Raw genomic sequence first — 24,942 nt, 5'->3', positions numbered from 1 at the left:
CGGCAGTGCGGGCGCTGCCGTCGATGGCGCGTTTCATGACCATTGCGAGGTCTCGCGATCGAAGGTGGCCGGATTCGTCGACAAGATGACCTGCTGCAAGCGGGGCTTGTCGACCTTATCGCCATTCGCTGTCATCGGAAGCGTTGGCAGGTAGGTGATGAAGCGCGGCACCTTGAAGGGGGCCAGCGCGGTGACGCAGTGCGCGGCGATCGTCGCGGGCGGCAGCGCGTCGGGGGCGGCTTCGTCGCCGAGGACGATGCAGGCCCTGACTTCTTCTCCGCGCCGGTCGTCGGCAACGCTGACGACTGCGACCTGGCGTACCGCTTCGAGCTTCGAAATCACATGCTCGACCTCATAGGCCGAAATGAACTCGCTGCTTCGGCGAATGACGTCGTTGAGACGACCCTCGAACCTGTACCAGCCCTCCTGGTCCATGGTGAAGAGGTCGCCGGTCCGGAACCAGCCATCGACATGCGCGCGTTTGGTTGCGTCCGGCCGGTTGTTGTAGCCGAGCGAGATGCCAGGTCCGCGAACCCAGAGCTCGCCGAGTTCGCCGGCGGCAGCCGGCTGGTTGTCGGGACGCAGGATCTTCACTTCGCGAAACGGAGCGGGAATGCCGCAGGTGGCACTCTTCGCCTTTTCGGTCGCGGCACGCGGCACATAAAGCACGGCGCCCAGCTCCGTCGTGCCATAGGCCTCCCGCGCGATGGTGCCGAACCGGTCCTCGATTTCCTGGCGGCGGGCGGGATTGATGCCGAAGCCGTGGACGAGTCTAAGCTCGTTCTCGCGATCGTCGGCCTTTTGCGGCTGCCGCAGCACGAGTTCCGGGAAATTGCAGTAGTTGATGCCGAGGGTCTTGATCCAGTCGAGCAGCCGTGTCGAGCTGATGCGCCGGGCGCAGCAGAAGGTTGCGCGGTTGAACATGGACATGATTAGGACGTACAAAGGCTCCATGTAGAAAAGCGGTTGTGGAACCAGGAGCTTGTCGAGCGAGGTCTCGATTTCCTCGGCGACAACCCAGCCGAGCTTCAGCCAATATTCATGCGTCAGCAGGCAGCCCTTCGGAAAGCCTGTCGTCCCCGACGTGTACTGGATATTGGCGAGATCGCCTGTCTGCACGGGTTCGTCGGCAATTCCGGTAGCGGTGTCCGATACCAGTAGTTCGGACCAGCTCACTCCGCCGGGCAGGGCGCCTGCGCCGATCGTCACCGTAGCCCGGAGTTTCGGCATGGATTCGCACGCCAGCAGCTTCTCGTGCAGGTCCTCGACCGTGATCAGGATATCGGCACCTGAATCGCCCAGCATGAAATCGATTTCGCGCGTAGTGGAGTTGGGGTTGATCGGCACGGTGACGGCACCGAGCTTGAGCAAGGCGAACCAGGCGACGAGGTTTTCGAGGATATTGGGCGTCATCAGTGCGACCCTGCTCGCCTTGCGGACCCCTAGCCCCTTCAGTCCCTGCGCCGCCTTACTCGCATCCGCCGCAAAGTCGCCATAGGTGATCTGCCGACCGTCTTCGAAGAAATCCATCGCGATCCTGTCGGCGGAATCCGACGCGCAGGTCTCGAGCAGCTCAAAGAGGTTGTTCGGCAATAGAGCCGCTTCCACGCGGCGGCGCAGAGCCTCCGGCCCGGCATTCGGCTGTGGGATGCTTACTCGAAACATGGCGTTAAGATCGTCCTTAGGAATTGACGTTGAATTCATTTTCAATTATTCGTCTTTGCCAGCAGCTGTCAAGGGGCCCGCGAAGCAACGGTTCCTGCGGTCCAACCACAAGAGGTGCCTTTTGCGTTTTAGAGATCATGTCGCCAAACTCGTCGAGGAGGCAGCCAGCGCTCCCAAAGGCGACAGGACACGCCTCCGGCTAAAGCTCGGTGCGATCGACGTCCTGGAGCAGATCGGCTATTTGGACGCCCGCATTCCCGACATCGCGCGCGGCGCGGATGTGGCGGTCGGGACCTTCTACACGTACTTCCTGGACAAGAAGGCCATCACGGTCGAACTAATGACCGAGCTGGTTACGTTCCTTGACGACCAGAACCGACTGGCCATCGGCGGTTCCGATCCGTTCTCCACGGTGCTGGCCAAGATCACGCAATATGTGCGGGTCTACAGCTCCAATGCAGGACTGCTCCGCTGCCTGCAGCAGCTCTGCGATATCGACAGCGACTTCCAGGCGCTGTGGAACGACACCAACCACCGGTTCTCCCGAATATTCGCCGACGGCATGACGCGTCGCCAGAACAAGAAGATCGAACGCGAGCTTCTGCAACTGGTCGGCTACGGGCTGGCCGCCATGGTCGATGAACTGTTGCGGTTGATCTACGTGGTCAAGGATCCCCGGCTCGTGGCCTTGGTCGCCTCGAACGATCACGCGGCCGAAGTCCTGTCGGTGCTCTGGTATCGCGCCGTCTACGCGCAGGATCCGCCAGCGGAACGGCTTCGTTTCGCAGACAATCTCCTCGCCGCCAACCACATGTTCAATGTCGAGGAACTCGCGGGGGTCGACGAAAACCGGGCACATCAGAAACGCGGAGAACAGAAATGACCGTTCACCAGGAGACCGTGCCTTTCTCATTCGAGAGCGCCGATTCTTTCGTCGGCAAGAGCATCGGCGCATCGAAATGGCTCGAGATCGATCAGAAGCAGGTCGATACATTCGCGAAGGCGACCCTCGATGACGACTGGATGCACATCGATCCCAAGCGCGCGAGCGAGACGGTCTACAAGGGCACGATCGTCCAGGGTTTCCTCGTCCTGTCGCTACTCACTCAGTTCTGGCACAAGATGGGTGTCGCCGATCCGAGCCTCGACCTAGCCCTGAATTACGGTCTCGACCGGGTGCGGTTCACCCAGCCGGTGCCCGTCGGCTCGCGCATTCGCCTGCTGACCAGCCTGTTGTCGGTCGAGCCGCGAGGGGACGGCAGCAAACTGCTCACCACGCGAAATACTGTGGAACTCGAAGGCTCGGAAAAGCCGGCGATGGTCTGCGACTGGAGGACGTTGTGGTTCAAGAAGATCTGATGCCGCCGCGCGTCAAGGAAGTTCGCGCTGCATCCGTCATGCCGGGCGTCGGCTTGCTGCTGATCGAAGCTCCTCCGTTGAATGTCCTTGCCACGCCCGTCATAGCGCGCCTGGCGGCCGAACTCGACCGGTTGGAACGAGATCCGAAGGTGCATTCTATTGTCATTGTCGGCGTCGGCAAGCACTTCAGCGCCGGCGCGGATATTGAGATGCTCGATGTGGATAAGGTGCCGCCGGGGCTTTCCGTCCGTGCCTTCGTTGAACGGGTTGGCCGGTGCGGCAAATTCGTCATCGCAGCAATCGAGGGGATATGTCTGGGCGGCGGCCTGGAGATCGCTATGGCCTGCGACCTCCGGGTCGTGGCGCAATCGGCTACGCTGGGATTGCCGGAGATCAAGCTCGGCCTGATCCCGGGCGCCGGAGGCACCCAGCGGCTTTCCCGATTGATCGGCATCGACAATGCATGCGCCCTGATAACCTCGGGCGAATCCATCACCGGCCTGCAGGCTGCGCAACTCGGGCTCGCCGATATAGTCGATGAGTCCCCCCTGGAGCGGGCACTGTTTATCGCCGGGGAAACTACGGCTCGGCCCAAAGCGCGCACGAGCGATAGAAGCGTGGCGACTCCTGTCGGCAATTTCGTTCCATCCAGACGCGTCCAGCCCGGCTTCGCGGTGAATAAGGCGACCGATGCGATAGAGGCCGCCCGATCCCTCGATTTCGATCGGGGTCTCCAGCGGGAGGCGCATAATTTTGCGCTTTGCCTGCAGTCACCGGCGGCGCAAGGCCTCATCTACCTGTTTAAGGCTGAGCGGCAGGGAAGGTCCGCGGAGGCGGCCAAGCCTACTATTCCGTCCCAGGTCGCCGTCATTGGCGGCGGCGCCATGGGCCGGGGCATAACCCTTGCATTCCTGGATGCAGGCCTGAGGGTCACTGTCGTCGAGCAGGATGCGGAGCGTTTGGCGCATTCCAAGCAGCTCCTCGACGAGCATTTCGAGACATCCGTCCGACGGGGCCGCCTCAGTGCGCAAGCTCGTCAACAATTCGACGAGCGGCTGGCCTTCTCCCACCAGTTGGAAGCCGCGGCGGCGGCCGATTTCGTCGTCGAAGCCATCGTTGAGAACATGGCCGCGAAATGCGCGCTGTTTACAAACCTCTGCAGGATCTGCAGCAGCGACGTTATCCTCGCCAGCAACACGTCGAGCCTCGACATCGACCTGATAGCCGACAACGTTCCCAATCCCGAGCGGGTTGTCGGTTTGCACTTCTTCAGCCCGGCGAATGTGATGCGATTGGTAGAAATCGTCGTCGGCCGACGCACCGACGATGCGGTTGTCGCCACCTGCATGGCGATCGCCAAGCTTCTGCGCAAGGTGGCCGTTACGGTCAAGGTCGGTCCAGGGTTCGCCGCCAACCGCATGCTCGCCGCCTACTTGCGCCAGGCGACGCTGCTTTTGGAGGAAGGCGCCGAGCCTCAGGATGTCGACTCTGCGCTGCATCAATTCGGTTTCGCGATGGGACCCTTCGCCGTCTACGACCTTTCGGGAAACGATGTGGCGCTGAAAATGGCGCAGGAAAATCCTACCCTGGCACGGGAGGCGGGCCGCCAAACGCCGTTGCTGGAGCGCGTCGTCGCGCTGGGCCGGCTGGGACAGAAATCCAGCCTCGGCTGGTATCGCTACGAAAACGGCAGCCGCGAGCCACTTCCCGACACGCAGATCTCGGAACTGCTCGCGCGGCGGGCTGACGAAATGGGGATCGCAAGGCGGGCGATTTCGCAGAGGGAGATCCGGGCGCGATGCCTCCACGCCATTGTCAACGAAGCCTGCCTCATCATGGAAGAGGGGTTGGTCGAGCGCGGCAGTGACATCGACGTCATCTGGACGTCGGGCTTCGGTTTCCCGAAGGAGCTTGGCGGACCCCTTTTCTGGGCCGACCGCTTCGGGCTCGCCGACCTGGTTTCCGAGATGGAGCGCCTTTTCGACAGGTCAGGCGTCGTGCCGGCCACATTGCTTCGCCGGGCGATGAACGAGCGCATCGCGCTCAGCACATGGAGATGTCAGAAATGAGGGAAGCGGTCATCGTTTCTACCGCGCGCACGCCGATCGGCAAGGCGTTTCGCGGTGCCTTTAACGCTACGCATGGCGCAACCCTTGCTGGGCACGCGATCCGTGCCAGCGTCGAACGCGCTGGTGTGGCACCCGAGGACATCGACGATGTGATCCTCGGTTGTGGCATGCCGGAGGGCGCGACGGGCCGCAATATCGCGCGGCTTGCAGCGATACGTGCAGGCCTTCCTATCAGCGTTTCAGGCGCGACGGTCAACCGGCTCTGCAGCTCGGGCCTGCAGGCAATCGCCTTCGCGTCGCACCGGGTCATGCTGGGCGAGGCGGATATCATGGTCGCCGGCGGTGTCGAATCGATCAGCCTGGTCGAACCGTTTATGAATACTGCAAGCGAACGGGAGGAATGGCTTTCCATCCACAAGCCCGATATCTGGATGCGGATGATCGACACGGCGGAGAATGTCGCGGTCCGCTACGGCGTTTCGCGCGAAACCCAGGACCTCTATGCATTAGAGAGCCAGAAGCGCACCGCGGATGCGCAGGCTGGCGGACGCTTCTCTGAGGAAATCGTGCCGATCGAAGTCACGATGAAGACCAGGGACACAACCCGCGCCGAGACCGCAGAGGTCAACATCACGCTTGATAGAGACGAGGGCAACAGGCCCACGACCACCCTCGACCAGCTGGCCGCATTGAAATCCGTCTCGAATCCGGACGGCAGCATAACCGCAGGCAACGCCAGCCAGCTGTCGGACGGCGCGTCGGCCTGCGTGGTGATGGACGGCAGGGCGGCGGAACGAAGGGGACTTGAGCCGCTCGGGTTCTTCCGGGGCATGGCCGTTGCCGGCTGCGAACCCGCCGAAATGGGGATCGGACCGGTTTTTGCGGTGCCGAAGCTATTGAGCCGTCACGGGCTCACGGTCGATGACATTGATCTCTGGGAGCTCAATGAAGCCTTTGCAGTGCAGACGGTCTATTGCCGCGACAGGCTCGGCCTGCCGTCGGAGCGGCTCAACGTCAACGGTGGCGCCATCTCGATTGGTCATCCCTATGGAATGTCGGGCGCACGCATGGCAGGACATGCCTTGCTCGAGGCGAAGCGGAGGAACTTCAGACATGTGGTGGTTACCATGTGCGTGGGCGGCGGCATGGGTGCGGCGGCGCTGTTTGAGGCTGCGTAGCGCCCTCTAGAACATCGGCGCACTTCGATTTCCCCAACTCACCCCCGTTGCCTCACCTAAGCGCGTTATGGGAGTCTGTCGATGCGAACGTACACAGGTGTTGTCTATCCATTCCAATGTGACGCAATGGGCCACATGAATGTTCAGCATTATGTGGCAGCATTCGACCAAGCGATGTGGCACCTGGTTCGGTCGCTGGGTTATTCCATCGAAGCACGAGTAACCAGAAACGAGGGCTGGGCGGATGTACGTCACGACATGAACTTTCTGCGGGAGCTCAGGTCAGGGGACCTCTTCTGCGTTGTGAGTAGCGTTGTCGAATGCGGCACCAGATCTTTGACTACGTGCCATAGGATGCTGGACTCGAACGACGATCTGGCAGCGACGGACGAGATAAAATCCGTCTATTTCGATCTGGCAGAGCGTAAGGCAATTTCGCTGCCAGATCACATCAGAAATGCGGCGCATGAGGTGTCGGCCAAAAGAATGCTCGATCGAGAGCTTACGTCATTCGCATGACAGGCAGCGCTCAGCCCGCTGGGCATTCCTCGGTGTCCACACGGACGCGAGCAATACCAGTCACATGCGTCCTTCCTGCTTCAAAGCCGAGTTGCCGCGTAAGGTGGGTCCTTGGAAATTTCTCGAGCGAGCAGTAATGGACAAATGGACAACCAACCAGAAGCTAAAGATCTTCGTCGCTGAGGGATTTCCCACCCTCGCATATTCGGCGATCGTAGCTGGTCTCAGTGCGGTCAACAAAGTCCTCGATTCGGAAGCCTACACCTGGGATGTCGTTTCAAGTGAAGGCGGTGTAATTACCTCTGATGCTTTGCAACACGTAATGACCAACAGGGCCACGACGAGCGAGGGCCGGCGCAGCGATGCCCGCCCTGCGAATTTCATCGTTCTGGTTTCCGAAATCACCCAGCCTGATGTTCGACAGTGGTTGACGGCTTGGATTCGGGAAGGGCTCGCGCGCGGAACGAAAGTCATCGCGGTGGGTCGCGCCACGATGCTCCTTGCGGAAGCGGGCTTTTTGTGTGGCCGCCGGTGCGCCGTCCACTGGAGGGATTTCGGGGTTGCAGTCGAGCGCTTCCCAAGGGTGCTGTTTGCCCGGACTCTTTACGAGATCGACGGTCCCTTTCACACTTGCGCGGGTGAAATGTCTGCTCTCGATCTCATCTTGCGAATCGTCGAGTCCAACTTCGGTCGTACGACGGCGGAGTGGGTGGCGGGCGAGACGCTCTACGGATCGTTGCGGTGTAGCACTGATCGCCAGAAACCTCCGATGCACATTAAGCTCGAGCGGCTCGGTTCGCCTATCCTGAAGGTCGTCGATCTCATGGAAAGTAATCTGGCGAATCCTATTGGTATCAACGAATTGGTTGAAACTTCTCCCATCTCGAGACGCCAGGTGGAGCGGCTATTTGAAAGAGAAATGGGTATGTCGCCCCAGAAGTTCTACCTGAGGCTCCGTTTGGAAAGGGCGCTAGAACTTCTAAGGTATTCAGCCATGCCGATTATCGACGTTGCCGTGGCCACCGGATTTATTTCTCCATCACACTTTTCGAAGGCCTTCAGAACCGCATTTGGCATTTCTCCGACTGATTGCCGCAGAGTTGACCACCCCAGCGGAACATCGACTGACGCACAATGCGCCTTCAGACGCCTGATAGAACGCTGAAGTTTTAGCTTGGCGCCCAGAGGTATCGTCCGAAAAGACCCAATTGTGCACAACGGAACTGTCGTCGAGCGAGGCGCAAACTAAATGTCATTAGTTCGGTTCCCTTCAGCGTCTTCACGCTTTTTCACCTTGCGCTGCGGGTTCATTTTCATCTTCATCTTCAGAAGTGTGGTACCCCAATGCATTATAAGACTGCTGACATCATTCCCGTTGCGCCGGCGCCTTTCAATAATGCCGATCTGATCCTGTGTCATCGTCAAGAGCATATGCTTTTGTCTCTCTTTCACAGATTTTCATGATCGTCCGATAGTTTCAGCCAATAATGAAAGCTCGACTGCGATGGCGTAGTCGGCAGCCTCATCAAGAGTCGTTCGGCCCGTTCGCCTTCGCGAGAGACAGGAATGTCGTGGATGTTGCGCAGACTGCCAACGCGACTTCGTGTCCAGCTCCCGCCATGCCCGGTCCGCTTTCCGAAGCGATTCAGCATCGCTGCGATCGACAAATCCGGCGACTGCCTCGCAGTCCGATCTTGTTCTTCTTCACCATCATCCGAGTGTGGTCGCCACCCTGCCAATGAATGACGAGCGCCAATGTGTCGTCGACAATCTCAACGACGATTTCCGTGATCAGCAGCCGAATGACCTTTTTGCGTGGGTCGATGGATGCATCGGGACTGTCCCATGCTTTGCCCAAGTCCCTATCAATCAGACGTCGAAGTGCCTTTAGCGCGTCCTTGATCGCAGCGACCTTCAGCGAGACCATAGCGCCGGCAGGCCTTCTTCGATCTCGCTCACGCGTTTTGCCTCAAGCCGAGCGAAGTCCTTGATGCTCCGACCTTCCGCCAGCCAGCGCAGGCATCATTATTTCATAGGTGAAAGCATGTCGTGTCCCTTTCGTCTCGGCGCCAGAAATCATCAATTTTGCTCGGATGCCCACGCGGCTATTTCTGCGAAAAATAGGGCACCAGCGGATAGGACTTACGCGCTCCGCCGGTCGGCCGTTCGACCAGAATCCTCGTTCGAGGAGGCTTGCTCTCCTCGCTCAGGTTCAGAATTTGGTTGTCCAATTCCTTATCCGCCGCGGTCAGGCGGTGATGAAGACGGTGATAGTCCGTCCAGGTCGGCGTCCGGAATGTTTCCAACCAGCGTGACGGCTCCTGAACATCCCGGGTAAGCGTCCATTGCCGTGCCCCGACACGGCTTTGGGCGTATCGCCGCTTCTGCATGATCTCCAGAAACCGATCTACGTGCTCGTCAGAGATCACATACTCGGTCGTGATGAGGATAGGGCCGCTTCTCGGTTTCAGATCGAGTGCCACCGCAGGTGCGCTGAAACCACCAGAGGGTTCGAGTTCCGATTCAGAACGATTGCTGATCGGCAGTTTGAGCCCAAGCACCGCGACCAGAAGGGTTGCGACACCGGACCAGCCGAGCGCCAAGGCAAGCGAGTGGTTTTGGACGATGATGCCCCAAAACCAGCTTCCGGCAGCGATGCCGCCATAGGTAAAGGCGCTGTGGATCGATATCGTGCGCCCAACGATCCAGCGGGGGCTTGCCAGCTGCACGTTCACGCCGAGCCCGGACCATGCCGTCACCCACCCGGCGCCTCCAAGAGCGAGGGAGATCGCTGCAACCACGAGCGAAGAAGTCAGCGCAAGCCATACCTGGCAAATGGCGCAAGCGATGCAGGCAAGCACCACCAGCCATTCCTGCGTGAGCACCCGCCGGAGCGTCGGATTCATCAGTCCGGCCAGAAGTGCGCCGGCGCCGAAACCGCCCATCATGATGCCGTAGCCGATTGGTCCGCCCTTGACGCCATCGCGTGCAACGAGTGGCAACAGTGCCAACGTTGAGGTGCCTGCGAACCCGAACAGCGTTCCGCGGACGATCGTTGACTTAATTTCCGAGGATATGGCGGTGAAGCGCAGACCATCGTAAATGGCGGTCATCAGCGCCTCGCGCGGAAGGGACGATATTTCAACCTTCCAGTTATTGCGCCACAAGGCGGTAAGAGGGGCGATAAAACCGAGCGTGGTCAGCGCGAATGTGACGAGCGGTCCAAAAGCGGCAACGATGATCCCGCCAAGCGCCGGACCGACGCTGCGCACCGTGTTGAACCCGACATTGAGGAGGGTGACGGCAGCCGGCAGCTGACGGCGTTCCAATATGTCGCCGAGCGAGGCGCGCCAGGCGGGATCGCTGAGCGCTATGCCGCAGCCGTCCAGAAAGCTGAACGCGAGGATCAGCCAAGGATCGGTAATGCCAAACGCCATGAGGATCGTCAGCATCGCGGCTGCGGCCATCATCAGGCTTCGACCGACGATCATGACCATGCGACGGCTATAGTTATCGGCAATCGCGCCGACGAAGACCGCCAGAAAGAAGGCTGGCAACGTCGACGAGGCTTGGACGAGCGCAACCATCACGTCCGAGGTTGAAACCGTGGCCATCAGCCAGCTGAGCGCCACCGTCTGCATCAGCCAGCCGAGACTTGAGAGCTGAGACGCGAGAAAGACCGAACGGAAAATCGGGTTCTTCAGCGGCGCCAGCAAGCCTGTGGATGCGATTTCTGCGTTTGACGACATGTCGTTTATTCTCTTGTGGAGAGGTAGCGCCGCCCGCCGTCGCAGACAGCTTCCGGCTACCGTAGAAAGGGTGCCGCGCGATCGAATGAATCGCGGGTGACCAGCAGGGAGATCAGCGTGAACAACCGACGGGCGGTCTCCTGATCCATGACGAGCTTGGATCTGAGCCGTTCCAGCAGGAGTGCAGCAGCTTCATTGTGGACGGCGCGGCGGCCCATGTCGATCGCTTCAAGCTTATCTAGCGACGGCGGCGCCTTGGCATCGGCGTAGACGTTGCAAACGAGAGCATAGTCCTTCAGGATGTGGCGGAACGGCGTGAGCGATTGATAATGGCAAAGAACATGCCCGGCTCTTTCGGTGGTGACAGAGACCATCAGGCCTTTCCACCAACGCAAGAGAGAGCGGCAGGGGCCGCCGATGTGATCGACGGGCGCAACACTGTTGCTGTCAATCAGATCGAAAATCGCGACAGCCTGTTCGTGTTTCCGCTCTGAATTGGTCGGGCGCCCGGACGAATTGTCCAATGATACCGCGGAAAGGCGGAAGGCGCTCGAAGTGATCGTTACGGAGGTCATCGAGCGCCCCGTTCTGTTTCGGTGGTTATATGTCGGCACGGACGAAGCCCCTCGGCGTTCCGAAAAATGTGGCTGCCGCCGAAACATGTCCAGCGACAGCCACGCGCCTTGGGAGGCAGGGGGAACTTGTTAGAGACCGTCTCGCTGTTCCGCGTTGCCACGGTCGCATCGTCATCGCCGAACAACGAAGAAAAAGCGGCTGTCGTCGAGACAGGGGCAACGACAGCCGAGTGGCCCGACGAGACCGGAGACATAGCCGTGCGCAGGTCGGGAACCTGCCCTCGAAGTATGTGCGGACAGCATGCTGCGGCTGATTGACTGCTTTCCTCATCGCCAGTTTCACCTCAAGGCCGCGAAATGCGCGTTATGGGCTGGCTGCGGCTGCGAGCCGGACCGGTTCCGCGCTCTATCGACAGCGCTGGCTCAGGCGGAAGGTCGCCGTCATGCAGAGCGGCCAGACGCACGCCGATTTCCTTGTCGCCGACGGTCAGCCGATGATTCAGGCGCAGGTAGTCCATCCAAGTCGGCGTCCAGTAGGTCTCGGTCCAAAGCGTGGGCGTGTGCAAGCTTCGCTGCAGCGACCAGTTCCGCGCACCGGCCCGGCTCTGAACACGTCGCCGTTCGCGCATGCAGTCCAGGAAGGCGTCGACGTTGTGCTCGGGTATCAGGTAATCGGCCTTGACGATAATCGGCCCGCTTCTGGGCTTCAGATCCAGTGCTAGCGACGGTGCGACGAACTCTGACGACCCCTGTTCGGATTCCTCCCAAAGCTCGATCGGCAACGCGAAAGCACCGGCCGCAACGAGCAACAGGACCGCCGCCGCGCCTTCGAAGGCGATGGTCAGGGAGTAGTTCTGGGCAATGGTACCCCAGATCCAACTGCCTGCCGCCAAGCCGCCGTACGACAAGGCATAGTAGATAGATAGTGTGCGGCCGACGACCCATCGCGGGCTCGACAATTGTATCGCGACGTCAATTCCGGTCCAGGTAAGAAGCCAGCCTGCACCGCCAATTGCCAAACCCACGGCCGCCAAAGGAAGCGACGATGTGAGAGCCAGCGTCAGGCAGCAAACGGCGCAGGCGGTGGACGCGGCTGCGAGCAGTTGATCTCGAGACATCGTCCGCCTCAGGTGGCTGCTGCAAAGGCCAGCGGAAAATGCGCCAATGCCGAATGCGGCCAGTAGTGCGCCATAAACAATCGGCCCGCTCGCCAAGCGATCTCGTACGATGAGTGGCAGCAGCGCCAGGATGGATATGCTCGCCAGTCCGAACAAGGTTCCGCGGAGAATGGCCGCTCGGATCTCCGAAGATATCGCGGTGAAGCGTAGGCCATCATGGATGGCTGTGGTAATGCGCTCGCGCGGCAGCGGAGAAGCGCGAACATGCCATTTTGAACGGGCCACCGCGGTTAGCGGCACCAGATCGCTCAGCGCAGCCAGGACGAAGGCGGCAAGTGGTCCGAGGAAAGCGAGAATAAGGCCACCGAGAGCCGGACCAATGCTGCGGATGATATTGTACCCGACTGACATCAGCGTCACCGCTGCCGGGATATCGCGCTTTTCGAGAATGTCGCCAACGGAGGCGTGCCAGGCCGGATCGTTCAGCGCAAATCCGCATCCCGCCAGAAAGCCGAGGCAGAGGATTAACCAGGGGCTGGAAAAGCCCAGTGCCACAGAGATTGCCAGCGTTGCGGATGCCAGTGCAATCAGGCAGTGGCCGGCGAGCATCACACCGCGTCGGCTGAAACTGTCTGCGATAGCGCCTGCCAGGATGGACAGAAAGAATGCCGGCAGCGTCGACGAAGCCTGAACGAGCGCGACCATCACATCGGACGCTGAAATCGTCGCCATGAGCCAACTGATCGCCGTGGTCTGCACCAGCCAGCCGAGGCTAGAAATTTGCGTAGCCGACCAGATCGCGCGGAACGCACGGTTCTGAAGAGGGGCTAGTACCGCCGAGACGGCCGAATGGGAATCCTCACGCTGCATGATGGATGTCTCTCACAACTCGGTTGTCACCTTTCGACAGAGGGCTTTAGTGGCCGCCTCTTTCCTGGCGCCTTTTCGTTCCCCTTGAACCACATAAGTCAGATCCCAATTGCCTCATATGCCTCGGCAATCTGCCGGATGGAGGCGACATAAGCCGCTGTGCGATAGTCACCGAGTTCCGGTTGCTTCTCCAGTAGATCCCCGATCCGGGCCCAGGTGCTGCGCATAACATCTTCGAGACCTGAGCGGACGAGGTCGATCTCGGCGCCGCCTTCGAGAAACTCGTCTCGAATGTCGGCCGGGAACTCCTTGCCGGTCATCCGTTCGAGTGCAGCAGCTATCGTCTGGTTGCGCCGCTCGCGCCGCCGCCGCTCCATCAGCCCGAACGGAATATGGGTCAGGTTCTTGACCCACTCGAAGTAGCTGACAACGACCCCGCCGGCGTTGACATAGAGGTCCGGAAGGATGGTCACACCGCGGGAGCGGAGGATCTTGTCAGCATCGAAGGTAACTGGCCCATTGGCGGCCTCGACGACGAGGTGCGCCTTGATGCGCTCCGCGTTCTCGGCATGGATGGCGTTCTCCATCGCCGCAGGGATGAGAACGTCGCAAGGTTGTTCGATGCCAGTCATACTGTCGGCGAAGGACTTGGCGCCTTCGAAGCCCAGAATACTGCCGGTGCGGATTTGATGCTGCTTCAGCGCCTCAACCGACAAGCCCTCGGGATTGGCCACATAGCCATCGCGTTCAGCAACGACGGTGACGCGCGCACCGTCCTCTTCCGACAAGAACTTGGCAGCGTGGAAGCCGACATTGCCGAAGCCCTGGACGACGACGGAGGCTCCTTTGAGATCTCGCCGGCCGTCGAGACCGGGCGTGCGGGTGTCGCGCAGGAAGCTCTGAATGGCGAATTGCACACCCCTGCCGGTTGCCTCCGTCCGCCCGGCAATGCCGCCCTTAGACAAGGGTTTTCCGGTGACGCAGGCGCGTGCGTTGACGACGTCGGTCGGATTGGCTCGGCGGAACTCGTCCATCATCCAGGCCATTTCACGTTCGCCGGTGCCGATGTCGGGAGCCGGAACGTTGACGCCCGGACCGATCAAGCCGCGCTTGTTGAGTTCCTGGGTAAAGCGGCGGGTTATGCGCTCGAGTTCCTGCGCTGTCCACTCGCGCGGATCGATCTTAAGTGCACCCTTGGAACCACCGAAGGGAACGTCGACGAGCGAGCACTTCAGCGTCATCAAAGCAGCAAGCGCCTCGACCTCCTCGGCATCGGCATTGGAGGCGTAACGGATGCCGCCCTTGACCGGTTCGCAGTGCTCACTGTGGACCGAACGCCAGCCAATGAAGCTGTACATGCGGCCGCGCAGCCGAACACCAAACCGGACCGTATAGGTCGAGTTGCACTGGATGATCCGTTCTGCGAGACCCTCCGGCAGATCCAGGAAAGACATGGCATGTCGGAAGTTCTGGTCGACGCTTTCGAGAAAGCCTGCGGAACCAACCTGCATCATGCACCTCTCTCAGCTTGAGAAGAAGTATGTCGAGACTGACTTTTGCCGATCCGCATCGGTAGCTGAGACGTTGCATACACTTCGTGTTTTCTCCTGGGAATATTGATTGGGAGCCGACATCCGTCCATCCAATGAGGCCCAGAACTGGCTTACTGAAATTCAAAATAGCAAAGTTTGACCACAATGCAACATGTGTTTCACGACACCCATTCATGAATCGATCGACGCACGATGGAGCCGATCTTAGGTGCCCAGGAAATTTCTTCGACTGAAACCGGAGAGGCGAGGGAACACGAGTATGAATGGATCTGCGACGCAACATCTGTTGCATGACGCAGCTTGCTAAGCTATCAACGGTATATGGCTCACGGACCCTTATCTGACCGACTAATCAAAGACTTCGATACAATGTCGGAGCAATTCAAGCTGGCGGCACGATACATCATCGACCAGCCTCATGACGTCGCACTTCTGTCCATGCGCGATCAAGCGAGAATAGCCGGCGTTCAGCCATCGACAATGACCCGGCTGGCAAAGCATCTTGGCCTCGCAGGCTATGATGAATTTCGCGCGCTTTATGCTGACGCCCTGCGCGGCGGGGAATCCGGGTTTGCCGGCAAGGCCAGCGCTCAAGCTATTGCACAGCGACGGAAGGGTGACCATGGGCTTGCTCGCGAAATCCTCCGTGCCCAAGCCGCTGAGATTGCTCAATTGGCCGATTCCACGCAGCTTGATGCGATTGTATCAACCGCAAGGCGCATTGCGGCTTCGCGCCTGACCTTTTGCATTGGTTTAAGGTCGAGTCATTCGATTGCGTGGCATTTCAGCTATATACTATCGATGATAGGAGACAAATCGGTTTTACTCGACGCCGTCGGAGGAACAGGATCTGATGCCTTATCCCGCGCAGCTGAACAGGATGTGCTTTTGGCAGTAAGTGTTGCTCCATACACCCGCGTTACTTTAGAAATTGCAGAATACGCGCGCCGCCACCGTATTCCCGTTGTTGCTGTCACCGATAGTGAAGTGTCTCCACTTGCGCGCATCGCAGACGATGTAGTTATTGTACAAACTAAGAGTCCATCATTTTTCCATACAATGACTCCGGCATTCGCTGTAGCCGAGGTTCTCGGCGCTCTTATTGCTGGGCGGAGTTCGGATGTCGCGCGTGAGAACCTCCTTCAATTTGACGCTCACCTTTCAGATATCAATGCCCACGCACAATCGGGTCCTTCGTCTCGAAACATCCGATTGCCTCTTCAAGGAAATGAAAATAGTGACTCGAGACGCGAGTAATCACTCCTAATTCGCGATCAAGTCTGTGACAAAATGAGCTTCTGATTAATCCCGAGCGAAGATGGCGTGTTAGGGGATGCTTATCACAACAAGAAAATCGGGACACGACAACTTGAGCTGTCTTATGCGCATTGCGCCACATCGGGCTGCGCTTCACCCAATTCGCGAGCGCCAGTTGCGGCACCATCCGCCACAAACTGTTCAAGATCGGCGCCCTCGTCGGTGCCACTGCGTTTGGGCCGATAGCCATAGGCATTATCCTCGAAGTCGACCTCGATATCGGTTCCAGGACCAGCTTGGCAGCTTGGCAGCTTGGTAGCTTGGCGGCCGTAGGACCACCCGATCCCGAATAGTCGGGATGCCGAGCGGGCGTTCACCGCCCCCGCGCACCGGCTACGGCCAGACCCTCCAGCTACCCTCTACACCTTCAGCCTCGATCCGGGCAAAGGTCAGACCGTCCACGCCGGGCGAACCCGCATTGGCGCGGGCTGACCCAATCCTCCAGCGCAAAATAAGGCCAACTCGTGAGTGATAGTAACCCGGCGGCAAACTTCCTCAGACCCTTCGTATGATGTAGCCCCAACACAAGAGCCCGAGGCCGCGGCCGGGGGATCCTGCTACGCACTCTATGAAATCGTCTTGGCTGAAAACGTGGCCCTAAAATAAGTCCTCGACGACCTTTCACTGTCAGGGCCCCTGCGAAACGCACGGATCATACGTGTCAGTGGCAAAACACTTGTTGCATGTCTCCTGACCTAGTGTTATTGCTCTCGTGACGGTCCCGTGCCGCGTGACTTGGTGAGCCAGCGCTGACCACGTAATCGATCAACCAAGGATGTCAAAACTAGAAAAAGGGGAGTAGGAACATGACAATATCTAGACGCGAAGTTATCAAGGCTGGGATAGCGGCCGGTACCGCTTTGTCTTTCCCGTCGATCCTTCGGGCGCAGACGTCGCCCGCCGACGCTCGGACAGTCCGCATGGTGACGGAGGCCCTTCGTGGTTACGATCCCATCGTATCGACGCTGGACATTGTCTATAGTCATGGTCTGGCAGTCTACGACACCTTGTTCTCGTTCGATTCCAAACTTGTGCCGCAGCCGCAAATGGTTGGGAAGTGGGGCACTTCCGACGACAAGAGGACTTACACATTTGAGCTCCGGGATGGCCTAAGTTTCCACGACGGTACTCCCGTCACGGCGGCCGATTGTGTCGCTTCGATCCGCCGCTGGGGCCAAGCCGATGCAGGTGGACAACTGATTATGGAGAGGGCCAAGGATGTCTCGAAAATCGACGAGAAGACCTTCAGGATCGCTTTAAAGGAGCCGCTGGGGTTACTGCGCGAATTGATGGCAGGCGGACTTTATCTCGCTGTCATGCGCGCGAAGGACGCGGATCGTCCGGCAACCGAGCAGGTGACCTCAAACATCGGCTCTGGGCCGTTTAAGTTCAACGAGGCTCTTGCGAAGCCAGGCGCGAGCATCACCTACGACCGCAATGATAAATACGTACCGCGCAGCGAGCCGGCCGACGGACTGGCCGGCGGCAAGATTGTCAATGTCGATCGGGTCGTTTGGGAGCATCTTAACGATAGCCAGACGGCTCTCGCCGCCTTACAGGCAGGAGAAGTAGATCTCCTGACCCCGCCCCAAGATTTTTACAGCGTAATCGAGGCCGATCCCAATCTTGCTCTTGACGTCATCCTAAAGTCTGGCCAACTATTTTTCATGCGCATGAATTTCCTGCAGCCGCCGTTCGACAACGTGAAGGCGCGTCAAGCAATGCTTCACCTGATCGACCAGGAGGCCTTTTTGCATGTCGTAAATTCGGATCCAAAATACGGCCACACTGCCACTTCGATATTTGGAAATACCAGCCCCTACACAAATGACGAAAATACGGGATGGTATAAGAAGGGGGGCAACCCGGAAAAGGCCAAGCAACTTTTCGATGAGGCTGGGTATGCGGGCGAGAAGGTCGTCATTCTGCAACCTACGGATTGGGGTGACGGCAACAATACCTCCTTGCTGCTAGTGGACTCATTGCGGAAGATTGGGATCAAAGCTGAGCTTCAGTCAATGGCCTTTGCAGAACTTGCCTCGCGACGAACGAATAAGGGCCCGGTCGAGAATGGCGGCTGGAACATCTTCATTACGACCTATCCCGATTTCAGCCTCGGCAACCCCATCAGCACTGCTCCCTTGCTCGCGAACGGCGACAAGGCCTGGTTTGGTTGGCCGAAGAACGATGAATACGAGGCTCTCAGGGCCAAATGGGCGGACGTCGAAACATTCGAAGAGCGCAAAGCTTTAGCCCGCAAGATGCAACACATATGGTGGGACTTCGTCGGCCACGTTCAACTGGGTCAAAGTGTCTCGCCGATTGCGCGCCGCAAGGTTCTAACCGGGCTCCTCGACGTCACGAGCGGATACGGCATGCCGATGTGGAACATGCAGAAGGCCGGGGCGTAATGCCTGCCTATATCCTTCGCAGGATGTTCTCGACCATCGCCGTCATGGCGATGGTCGGGATCTTTGTCTTCTTGTTGCTGAGGCTAGCACCGGGTGACCCGGCGGCCATGATCGCCGGCAGGTCGGCCACGGCCGATCAGATTGCTGGCATCCGCGAGCAGTTGGGACTCAATGATCCGCTGCCGGTCCAGTTCGTGAATTGGGCCCTCAGCATCCTCGGCGGCGACCTCGGGCACTCGATTTTCACGGGGGGATCCGTTCTCGGGCTGATCTCGCAGCGGCTGGAACCGACAATTTCGATTTCGATCCTGACGATGCTCCTTTCGGTGACGATTGGGGTCTCCTTCGGCATCCTTGCCGCGTGGCGAGCGAGCGGTCTTGTTGATCGCATCCTGACGGCATTCGCGACACTTGGTTTTTCTGTCCCGGTGTTTGTCGTCGGCTTCTTTCTCATATACGTGTTCTCTATCAGAGCACATTGGCTGCCCGTCCAAGGATACCAGCCTATCGACCATGGCTTAGGGCCCTGGCTTGTGCATCTGATCCTGCCGACTGTGACTTTGAGCGTTCCCTACATTGCTTTTATTGCTCGGATCGCGCGGGCGAGCATGCTCGAAGTGCTGTCGGAAGACTATATGCGAACAGCCGCTGCCAAGGGCGCGTCATCCTATTCTATGCTTTTCCACCACGCACTGAAGAATGCAGGTGTCCCGATCCTCACCGTGATCGGCTTAAGTTTCGCAGGTCTGATTGGCGGTGTTGTCATCACGGAAACGGTTTTCAACATACCTGGTGTCGGTCGTTTGGTGGTCGATGCGATCAACAACCGCGATTATCCCATCATTCAAGGCGTGCTCATCCTCGTTTCCGGGCTGTACGTCATTATCAATCTTGCGATCGACCTCTCTTATACGCTCGTCGACCCTCGGATCCGGTACTGATATGACGATACTCTCCGCGCCAGTTGAAACAGTTCCGACGGGACGCTGGCGACTATCTGACCTTCCCCGTCTGGCGAGGCGGAATCCGCTAGTCGTGATAGGCGGCGGCCTGTTAGCTCTGTTGATCGTTGTAGCTATCGCTGCCCCGCTTTACGCCGGGGATCCATTGAACTTGGATCCATTCAAACGGCTTCAGGCGCCTTCCTCGGAGGCGTGGTTTGGCACTGACAATCTCGGCCGTGACGTCTTTGCACGAACAGTGTTCGGCGCCCGGATCTCACTTTTGGTGGGATTGACGTCGGCGGTGGGCGCGGCTCTAGGCGGGCTTCTTATCGGAGTCATTGCCGGCTATGTCCGCAGCTTCGACAATATCGTAATGCGGGTCATGGACGGCCTGATGTCGATCCCGACCATTCTGCTCGCCATCGCCCTTATTTCTCTGACGGGTCCCGGGATAGGCATTCTCATCGTCGCCATCACGATCCCCCAGCTGCCAAGCGTCACGCGGCTAGTCCGTTCGGTGGTTTTGGGCGTTCGCGAGCGTCCTTATGTGGAAGCCGCCCTCTGCGGCGGCGCGCGCCTGCCGAAAGTGCTATGGCGGCATATTCTGCCGAGCACCATTCCACCGCTTATGGTGCAGGGCGCCATAGTCTGCGCAGATGCGATTCTGACAGAGGCGGGGCTGAGCTTCCTCGGCGTGGGCGTGCCGCCCGAGACGCCCAGCTGGGGCAACATGATCTCAAGCTCTCGACTGTATCTCGCTATCGCCCCATCGACGATCTTCGCCCCTGGTATCTGCCTTGCCGTCACGGTGCTTGCAGTCAACCTGCTCGGGGATGGCCTGCGCGACCTGTTCGACCCCCGCGCGAAGCGGAGGCGCTGACATGCAGATGCATCAAACCGCAGGGAATGACGTGCTTCTCGACGTCCAAGACCTTGAGACGCACTTTTACGGCGAAGAGAGCGTCACTCGCGCGCTGGGCGGCATCAGCTTCCAGGTAAAGAAAGGCGAAACGCTCGGCGTCGTCGGTGAATCCGGCTGCGGCAAGAGCGTTACAGCTCTTTCCATCCTTCGCCTGCTGCCGAAGCTGACCGCCAGGACTGTCGGCGGCGAGGTCCGCTTTCACGGACGCGACATCCTTGAACTGTCCGATCGGGAGATGCGGAAGATCCGCGGCGACCAGATCGCCATGATCTTTCAGGAGCCGATGACGAGTCTGAACCCGGTCTATACTGTCGGCCACCAGATCGCCGAGGCGGTGCAGATCCACACCAAGGCTTCCCGCCCGGCGGCCATGAAGAAAGCCGAAGAGATGCTCCGTCTCGTCCGCATCGCTGATCCGGAACGGCGCGTCAACAACTATCCCCACGAAATGTCGGGCGGCATGCGCCAGCGGGCCATGATCGCAATGGCTCTCGCCTGCTCACCAGAACTATTGATCGCCGACGAGCCAACCACGGCCCTCGACGTCACCATCCAGGCGCAGATCCTGCGGCTGATCGTCGATCTGAAAGAACGCACGGGAACGGCCGTGATGTTCATCACGCACGACCTCGGCGTCGTCGCCGAGACATGCCAACGCGTAATTGTGATGTATGCCGGCCGGATCGTCGAGCAAGCAAACGTCATAGATTTGTTTGCGCATCCGGCGCACCCCTACACGCAGGGCCTCTTGCGATCGGTGCCGGATCCGCGGCGCGGCCGACAGCGCCGCCTCCCGGAGATTCGCGGCATCGTGCCAAGCCTGCGCGAGCCCATCGTCGGCTGCAGCTTTGCACCACGCTGCCCGTTTGCGATCGACATTTGCCGCGAGAAGACACCTGCCCTGCGAGATGTCGGGTCGGGCCACGGCGCGGCTTGCTGGCGCGCCGAAGAGGTGATGGGCGCATGAACGGTCCTTTGCTGAAGGTCGAAAATCTGACCAAGCATTATCCGCTTGGTGCAGGAATCTTCAAGAAAAGCGTGTCAGTGATCCGGGCGGTGGAAGATATATCCTTTTCCGTCGAGGCGGGCGAGACGCTTTGCATCGTCGGCGAATCCGGCTGCGGCAAGTCGACTGTCGCTCGGCTCCTGATGCGGCTCGTCGAGCCGACGGGCGGCCGCGTGCTGATCGACGGGACGGATATTGCGGGTCTCAAGAAGGACGCGCTTCACGCGTGGCGCCGTCGGATGCAGATGGTCTTTCAGGATCCTTACTCGTCGCTGAATCCGCGCCTCACGGCCGGGCAAATTATCACCGAACCCGTCGAGAATTTTGAGCGCCTCAGCCGCAAGCAGCGCAACGCGCTCGCCGCGGACCTTCTCCAAAAAGTCGGAATGTCGCCCGAGATGATGCACAGGCTCCCGTCCGAATTGTCGGGCGGTCAGCGCCAGCGGCTCGGCATTGCACGCGCCCTGTCGCTCAACCCCTCTCTCATCATCGCCGACGAGGCGGTGTCAGCCCTTGACGTCTCCGTGCAGGCGCAGATCCTGAACCTGCTTCTGGATCTCCAGCAGCAGATGGGCATCGCCTTCGTCTTCATCTCGCATGACCTCGGCGTCGTGGAGCATATCGCGCATCGCGTTGCCGTCATGTACCTGGGGCGGATCGTGGAACTCGCCCCGAGCGAGGCGCTGTTCGCGAAGCCGGTCCATCCCTACACCGAGGCGCTGATCGCGGCGGCACCAGTGCCGGATCCGACGCGGGTTCGGCTGGAGGCGCCCGTCGAGGGCGAGGTTCCAAGCCCGATCAATCCGCCAAAGGGATGCGCGTTCCATCCCCGCTGCCCGCTTGCAATCGAGCGGTGCCGCATCGAAGTGCCGCCTTTGGTGCCAATGCCAGATGGGCGCGTCGTGGCCTGTCATGTACGCGCTCCGGCCACAGACATCACAACCCAGCCCGCTGCGGCAGCTAGTTCTGCTCAGTCCCGTGGCAGGCCACAGACGCCTTCATCCGATCGGACATCTCCAGCGTACGGCTGACACGAACACGGAACATCGTGTCAAGTTAGGCAGGAAGAAGAAAAAGGAGAAGTCCGTGGGGAAACATGCGCACGAGAAAGGTTGTCAGCCAGCCCAAGGGCAGGAGGCTGTGAGACGACCCGTACGTTTAACCTTGATAGCTCTACCATCCGCCGGCACTGGCAATAATATACCAGAAGGCCGGCTTCCAGGTCGTCGTAGATGTTCCGGACACAATACGGCTTTTGACGCGGCGATCCTTCTTCGCTGATCAGGTCGGACCCCAGCGGATCGCACGGCCCGGTGCAATCATCAACTAATAAGCGAGGAGATGTAAAAAATGTCCAAGAATCCCATCCAACGCGTCCGCGCGAAGGGAGATGCCTTCTCGATCGGCGTAGCGATCGGTCAGGCTACCGCCTCCACCTTCTTCGAGCACGGCTTTCGAACTGAGTACTACCAGGCCCTGGACGCTTGCTGGCGCGGATCGGACTATGTGAAGAATCTTGAAGCGGCGGCCCGCGCGGCCTATCCTCAATATGTGCGCGAGATCGAGGGAATTGCCGCAGGCTCCGGGCAGGACTTCGAAACCATCTTTCTCAAGATCTGCGACGCCGACCTGCCCCTTCCCGAAAATGTTTCCCTGGAGACGAGAAACGCCGCGACCACAGGTTGCACTTCGCTCCTGATCCCATCCGACGGTGATGGCCCGGCGATCATTGCCCATAACGAAGACGGCCCGGCGGTATTTCTCGGCACCTGTCTCTGGGTCGAGGTTGAACCCGACGAGGGCCCGGCTTGGAGCGGTTTCATGACGCCCGGCGTGCTGCCGACATACTTCGGATTGAACGAAGCCGGGCTCGTCCAAGCCAATAACAACGTCACGCCCGATGATTTCAAAGCTGGCGTGCCGCGGGAAATCATCTGCCGCGCGATCCTAAGCGCGAGAGGGTTGGACGACGCGATCGAAATTCTGAAACGCAGGGACCGCGCCAGCGGCTATCATCACAATCTTGGTGAGGCGAAGACGGGCCGGCTCGTCTCTGTCGAGGCGCCGGCCTCAGGTTGCGTCTTTCGGGAAGCTGTCTCGCCGCTTGCCCACGCAAACCATTTACTTTCGCGGGAATTCGACGGTCTGGGGCAGACGATCTCCCCTTCGTCGCGCGATCGACAGGAAGCGGCCGACCGGATGATTGCGGAACACGCGCACACTCCGGGCGCAGAGGTGGTGCTGTTTGACGAGACCGTCCCGATCTATAAGAACGGTTCAGGTACTTCCCAGACTCTTGCCACCGGCATCTTTTCGCTTTTCCCCGATCGCATTGAATGGCGCGTTCATGCCGGTCCTGACGAGCGCGATGCGCTAGGCGGGACAATGCCCGTCGTCTAACTTGCGGACGTTGAGCTGACGAAAACGCGACAGGTGTTTCGGCTTTATTCCGCGTCTTATTGTCGTGGATGAGTCAGCCGCCGTCGCGCGAAAGCCCGACGAAGATGTGCCGAAAAAGCTGTAAGCGGTCTTGGCTACGTTCCCGCCGCACGTACTATCGTTCGTCTGATGACCCTCGAACGGAACAACTTGACCAAGGCTCAAAAATGATGTCGCCTCCATCGAGGAGAGGCTACCGGACCTTGTCGAGGCCTCCTGCTTAATCATAGCCAGCTTCTGCATCGCCGCCTAAGGATCCCTCATCCTGCTTGCCAACAACGAGGAGTTCTTCTGGGTTCGGCCTTCAGGATCTTGGCCGCCGCAAGCGGCCCCGGCACATCGTAGCGTTGGTTCGTGACTGTCTTGAGCTAGTGGACGAATACCGGCGCGCGGTGAGCGCGGCCAAGAGGTCACCCCAGTGCTACATGGTAAGCGGCGACGCCGAACCTGATCCAGGGACGTCGAGACCTTTGGCGCCTTCGTCGAGAAAGCTTACGCCGACCCGATGATTGCGCTTGACCGAATAAGTTCGGTATTCATACGATGAAGGCCGCCTACTGACGCGTACCTTGAGGCGTTAGTGTCCGCTTAGATTAAGTGGACACTTGGCGAATGAAGTATCTGGCTATGGAGCAGCCGTCGACGGTGGAAGCGAGCACGCCCGCGGCTGTGCCGCTGCCGCCGGGTGCGGAACGACAGCGGACGCGCCGCTCCTGGACGGTCGAGCAGAAGCTGGCGGTCGTGCGTGAGGTGCAGGAGTCCGGCGATCCGGTGTCGGTTGTGGCGCGGCGTCACGACATGAACGCGAACCACTTGTTCATCTGGATGAAGCAAGCCCAGCAAGGGCGATTGGGCCGGTCCAACCCGCTGCCCGAGCCCCCACCGATCGCCTTCATCGACATGGGTGTTGTCGGTCCCAGCCTGCACGATGTAGAGCTGGAAGAGCCGGCTCCTGAGCGATCGCACTCTGAAGTACCAGCTACGACCAGCCAAGCGGTGTCTACCGGTGGCCGGATGGAAATCGTCGGGGCCAACGGCCGGCGTGTGATCATTGACCACTGTTGACGTAGGTGTCCTGATGCGGATCTTGCAGGGGCTGGAAATGCTGCGATGATCCCGACAGAAGGCGTGCGTGTGTGGTTAGCCACAGGCTACACCGACATGAGATGTGGCTTTCCATCATTGGCGCTACGGGTGCAGGAGGTCCTCAAACATAATCCCCTTGGGGGCAACCTGTTTTGCTTCAGG

At 59.5% G+C, this 24,942-nt stretch carries 19 protein-coding genes; 13 read left to right on the top strand and 6 right to left on the bottom strand.

Annotation, left to right across the window (positions count from 1 at the left end; genetic code table 11):
• Nucleotides 1-33 precede the first annotated feature (33 nt).
• The gene (locus tag EOB59_RS15585; RefSeq protein ID WP_164895661.1) at nt 34-1,665 is read right to left on the bottom strand and encodes a class I adenylate-forming enzyme family protein; all 1,632 of its coding nucleotides are present in this window, start codon (nt 1,663-1,665) and stop codon (nt 34-36) included.
• 121 nt (nt 1,666-1,786) lie between these two features.
• On the opposite strand from EOB59_RS15585, the gene EOB59_RS15580 reads away from it, so the two are divergent.
• The 5 genes from EOB59_RS15580 to EOB59_RS15555 all read left to right on the top strand — a co-directional run bounded on the left by EOB59_RS15580 (nt 1,787) and on the right by EOB59_RS15555 (nt 7,955).
• Nucleotides 1,787-2,548, top strand: a complete 762-nt coding sequence (locus EOB59_RS15580) for a TetR/AcrR family transcriptional regulator (RefSeq protein ID WP_164895660.1) — start codon at nt 1,787-1,789, stop codon at nt 2,546-2,548.
• Nucleotides 2,545-3,024: a MaoC family dehydratase gene (locus EOB59_RS15575; protein ID WP_128288734.1), complete on the top strand. Its 480-nt coding sequence runs from the start codon at nt 2,545-2,547 to the stop codon at nt 3,022-3,024. The genes EOB59_RS15580 and EOB59_RS15575 overlap by 4 nt, the downstream gene beginning before the upstream one ends.
• The gene (locus EOB59_RS15570; RefSeq protein WP_128288733.1) at nt 3,024-5,093 is read left to right on the top strand and encodes a 3-hydroxyacyl-CoA dehydrogenase NAD-binding domain-containing protein; all 2,070 of its coding nucleotides are present in this window, start codon (nt 3,024-3,026) and stop codon (nt 5,091-5,093) included. The genes EOB59_RS15575 and EOB59_RS15570 overlap by 1 nt, the downstream gene beginning before the upstream one ends.
• Entirely contained in the window at nt 5,090-6,271 is a 1,182-nt protein-coding gene (locus tag EOB59_RS15565; protein WP_128288732.1) for an acetyl-CoA C-acyltransferase, read from the top strand. Before EOB59_RS15570 ends, EOB59_RS15565 begins: the two co-directional genes overlap by 4 nt.
• A 655-nt stretch (nt 6,272-6,926) precedes the next feature.
• Nucleotides 6,927-7,955 carry a helix-turn-helix domain-containing protein gene (locus EOB59_RS15555; protein WP_164895659.1) on the top strand — a complete coding sequence of 343 codons (1,029 nt, stop codon included), beginning with the start codon at nt 6,927-6,929 and terminating at the stop codon, nt 7,953-7,955.
• A gap of 480 nt (nt 7,956-8,435) precedes the next feature.
• Here EOB59_RS15555 and EOB59_RS15550 read toward each other — a convergent pair whose 3' ends face one another.
• The 5 genes from EOB59_RS15550 to EOB59_RS15530 form a co-directional block, all read right to left on the bottom strand.
• Nucleotides 8,436-8,717 (bottom strand): hypothetical protein, encoded by a 282-nt coding sequence (locus EOB59_RS15550; protein ID WP_206622050.1) that lies wholly within the window; start codon nt 8,715-8,717, stop codon nt 8,436-8,438.
• A gap of 178 nt (nt 8,718-8,895) precedes the next feature.
• Nucleotides 8,896-10,539 carry an MFS transporter gene (locus tag EOB59_RS15545; protein ID WP_128288730.1) on the bottom strand — a complete coding sequence of 548 codons (1,644 nt, stop codon included), beginning with the start codon at nt 10,537-10,539 and terminating at the stop codon, nt 8,896-8,898.
• Nucleotides 10,540-10,595: 56 nt separating this feature from the next.
• Nucleotides 10,596-11,114: a UPF0262 family protein gene (locus EOB59_RS15540; protein ID WP_245486643.1), complete on the bottom strand. Its 519-nt coding sequence runs from the start codon at nt 11,112-11,114 to the stop codon at nt 10,596-10,598.
• Between the two features lie 344 nt (nt 11,115-11,458).
• Nucleotides 11,459-13,102, bottom strand: coding sequence for an MFS transporter (locus EOB59_RS15535; protein ID WP_128288729.1), 1,644 nt, complete (start codon nt 13,100-13,102; stop codon nt 11,459-11,461).
• A 98-nt stretch (nt 13,103-13,200) separates the two neighbouring features.
• Entirely contained in the window at nt 13,201-14,556 is a 1,356-nt protein-coding gene (locus tag EOB59_RS15530; RefSeq protein ID WP_128288753.1) for a Glu/Leu/Phe/Val dehydrogenase, read from the bottom strand.
• Between the two features lie 468 nt (nt 14,557-15,024).
• Between EOB59_RS15530 and EOB59_RS15525 the strand changes: the two genes are divergently transcribed.
• The 8 genes from EOB59_RS15525 (at nt 15,025) to EOB59_RS37205 (ending at nt 24,759) form a co-directional block, all read left to right on the top strand.
• Complete coding sequence (locus EOB59_RS15525) at nt 15,025-15,912, top strand: MurR/RpiR family transcriptional regulator (RefSeq protein ID WP_245486642.1); 888 nt, start codon at nt 15,025-15,027, stop codon at nt 15,910-15,912.
• Nucleotides 15,913-16,778: 866 nt separating this feature from the next.
• Complete coding sequence (locus EOB59_RS15515; protein WP_128288727.1) at nt 16,779-18,383, top strand: ABC transporter substrate-binding protein; 1,605 nt, start codon at nt 16,779-16,781, stop codon at nt 18,381-18,383.
• Nucleotides 18,383-19,324: an ABC transporter permease gene (locus EOB59_RS15510; RefSeq protein WP_128288726.1), complete on the top strand. Its 942-nt coding sequence runs from the start codon at nt 18,383-18,385 to the stop codon at nt 19,322-19,324. The genes EOB59_RS15515 and EOB59_RS15510 overlap by 1 nt, the downstream gene beginning before the upstream one ends.
• A gap of 1 nt (nt 19,325) precedes the next feature.
• A complete protein-coding gene (locus EOB59_RS15505) occupies nt 19,326-20,207 on the top strand; it encodes an ABC transporter permease (RefSeq protein ID WP_128288725.1) in 882 nt (293 codons plus the stop codon).
• A 1-nt stretch (nt 20,208) separates the two neighbouring features.
• Nucleotides 20,209-21,216: an ABC transporter ATP-binding protein gene (locus EOB59_RS15500; protein WP_128288752.1), complete on the top strand. Its 1,008-nt coding sequence runs from the start codon at nt 20,209-20,211 to the stop codon at nt 21,214-21,216.
• Complete coding sequence (locus EOB59_RS15495) at nt 21,213-22,286, top strand: dipeptide ABC transporter ATP-binding protein (RefSeq protein ID WP_128288724.1); 1,074 nt, start codon at nt 21,213-21,215, stop codon at nt 22,284-22,286. The genes EOB59_RS15500 and EOB59_RS15495 overlap by 4 nt, the downstream gene beginning before the upstream one ends.
• 319 nt (nt 22,287-22,605) lie before the next feature.
• Entirely contained in the window at nt 22,606-23,655 is a 1,050-nt protein-coding gene (locus tag EOB59_RS15490) for a C45 family peptidase (protein ID WP_128288723.1), read from the top strand.
• 714 nt (nt 23,656-24,369) lie between these two features.
• On the top strand, nt 24,370-24,759 hold the full coding sequence (locus EOB59_RS37205; RefSeq protein ID WP_281061723.1) for a transposase: 390 nt from the start codon (nt 24,370-24,372) through the stop codon (nt 24,757-24,759).
• Nucleotides 24,760-24,942: the final 183 nt, after the last annotated feature.

This window comes from Mesorhizobium sp. M7A.F.Ca.MR.176.00.0.0, assembly GCF_004023165.1.
Taxonomy (GTDB): domain Bacteria; phylum Pseudomonadota; class Alphaproteobacteria; order Rhizobiales; family Rhizobiaceae; genus Mesorhizobium.
This window is presented reverse-complemented; position numbering and strand designations above follow the sequence as displayed.

Coding starts and splice junctions, on each gene's coding strand:
- EOB59_RS15585 (WP_164895661.1), bottom strand. CDS start 1,665: ATGTTTCGAGTAAGCATCCCACAGCCGAATGCCGGGCCGGAGGCTCTG.
- EOB59_RS15575 (WP_128288734.1), top strand. CDS start 2,545: ATGACCGTTCACCAGGAGACCGTGCCTTTCTCATTCGAGAGCGCCGAT.
- EOB59_RS15570 (WP_128288733.1), top strand. CDS start 3,024: ATGCCGCCGCGCGTCAAGGAAGTTCGCGCTGCATCCGTCATGCCGGGC.
- EOB59_RS15565 (WP_128288732.1), top strand. CDS start 5,090: ATGAGGGAAGCGGTCATCGTTTCTACCGCGCGCACGCCGATCGGCAAG.
- EOB59_RS15555 (WP_164895659.1), top strand. CDS start 6,927: ATGGACAAATGGACAACCAACCAGAAGCTAAAGATCTTCGTCGCTGAG.
- EOB59_RS15550 (WP_206622050.1), bottom strand. CDS start 8,717: ATGGTCTCGCTGAAGGTCGCTGCGATCAAGGACGCGCTAAAGGCACTT.
- EOB59_RS15545 (WP_128288730.1), bottom strand. CDS start 10,539: ATGTCGTCAAACGCAGAAATCGCATCCACAGGCTTGCTGGCGCCGCTG.
- EOB59_RS15540 (WP_245486643.1), bottom strand. CDS start 11,114: ATGACCTCCGTAACGATCACTTCGAGCGCCTTCCGCCTTTCCGCGGTA.
- EOB59_RS15535 (WP_128288729.1), bottom strand. CDS start 13,102: ATGCAGCGTGAGGATTCCCATTCGGCCGTCTCGGCGGTACTAGCCCCT.
- EOB59_RS15530 (WP_128288753.1), bottom strand. CDS start 14,556: ATGTCTTTCCTGGATCTGCCGGAGGGTCTCGCAGAACGGATCATCCAG.
- EOB59_RS15525 (WP_245486642.1), top strand. CDS start 15,025: ATGTCGGAGCAATTCAAGCTGGCGGCACGATACATCATCGACCAGCCT.
- EOB59_RS15515 (WP_128288727.1), top strand. CDS start 16,779: ATGACAATATCTAGACGCGAAGTTATCAAGGCTGGGATAGCGGCCGGT.
- EOB59_RS15510 (WP_128288726.1), top strand. CDS start 18,383: ATGCCTGCCTATATCCTTCGCAGGATGTTCTCGACCATCGCCGTCATG.
- EOB59_RS15505 (WP_128288725.1), top strand. CDS start 19,326: ATGACGATACTCTCCGCGCCAGTTGAAACAGTTCCGACGGGACGCTGG.
- EOB59_RS15500 (WP_128288752.1), top strand. CDS start 20,209: ATGCAGATGCATCAAACCGCAGGGAATGACGTGCTTCTCGACGTCCAA.
- EOB59_RS15495 (WP_128288724.1), top strand. CDS start 21,213: ATGAACGGTCCTTTGCTGAAGGTCGAAAATCTGACCAAGCATTATCCG.
- EOB59_RS15490 (WP_128288723.1), top strand. CDS start 22,606: ATGTCCAAGAATCCCATCCAACGCGTCCGCGCGAAGGGAGATGCCTTC.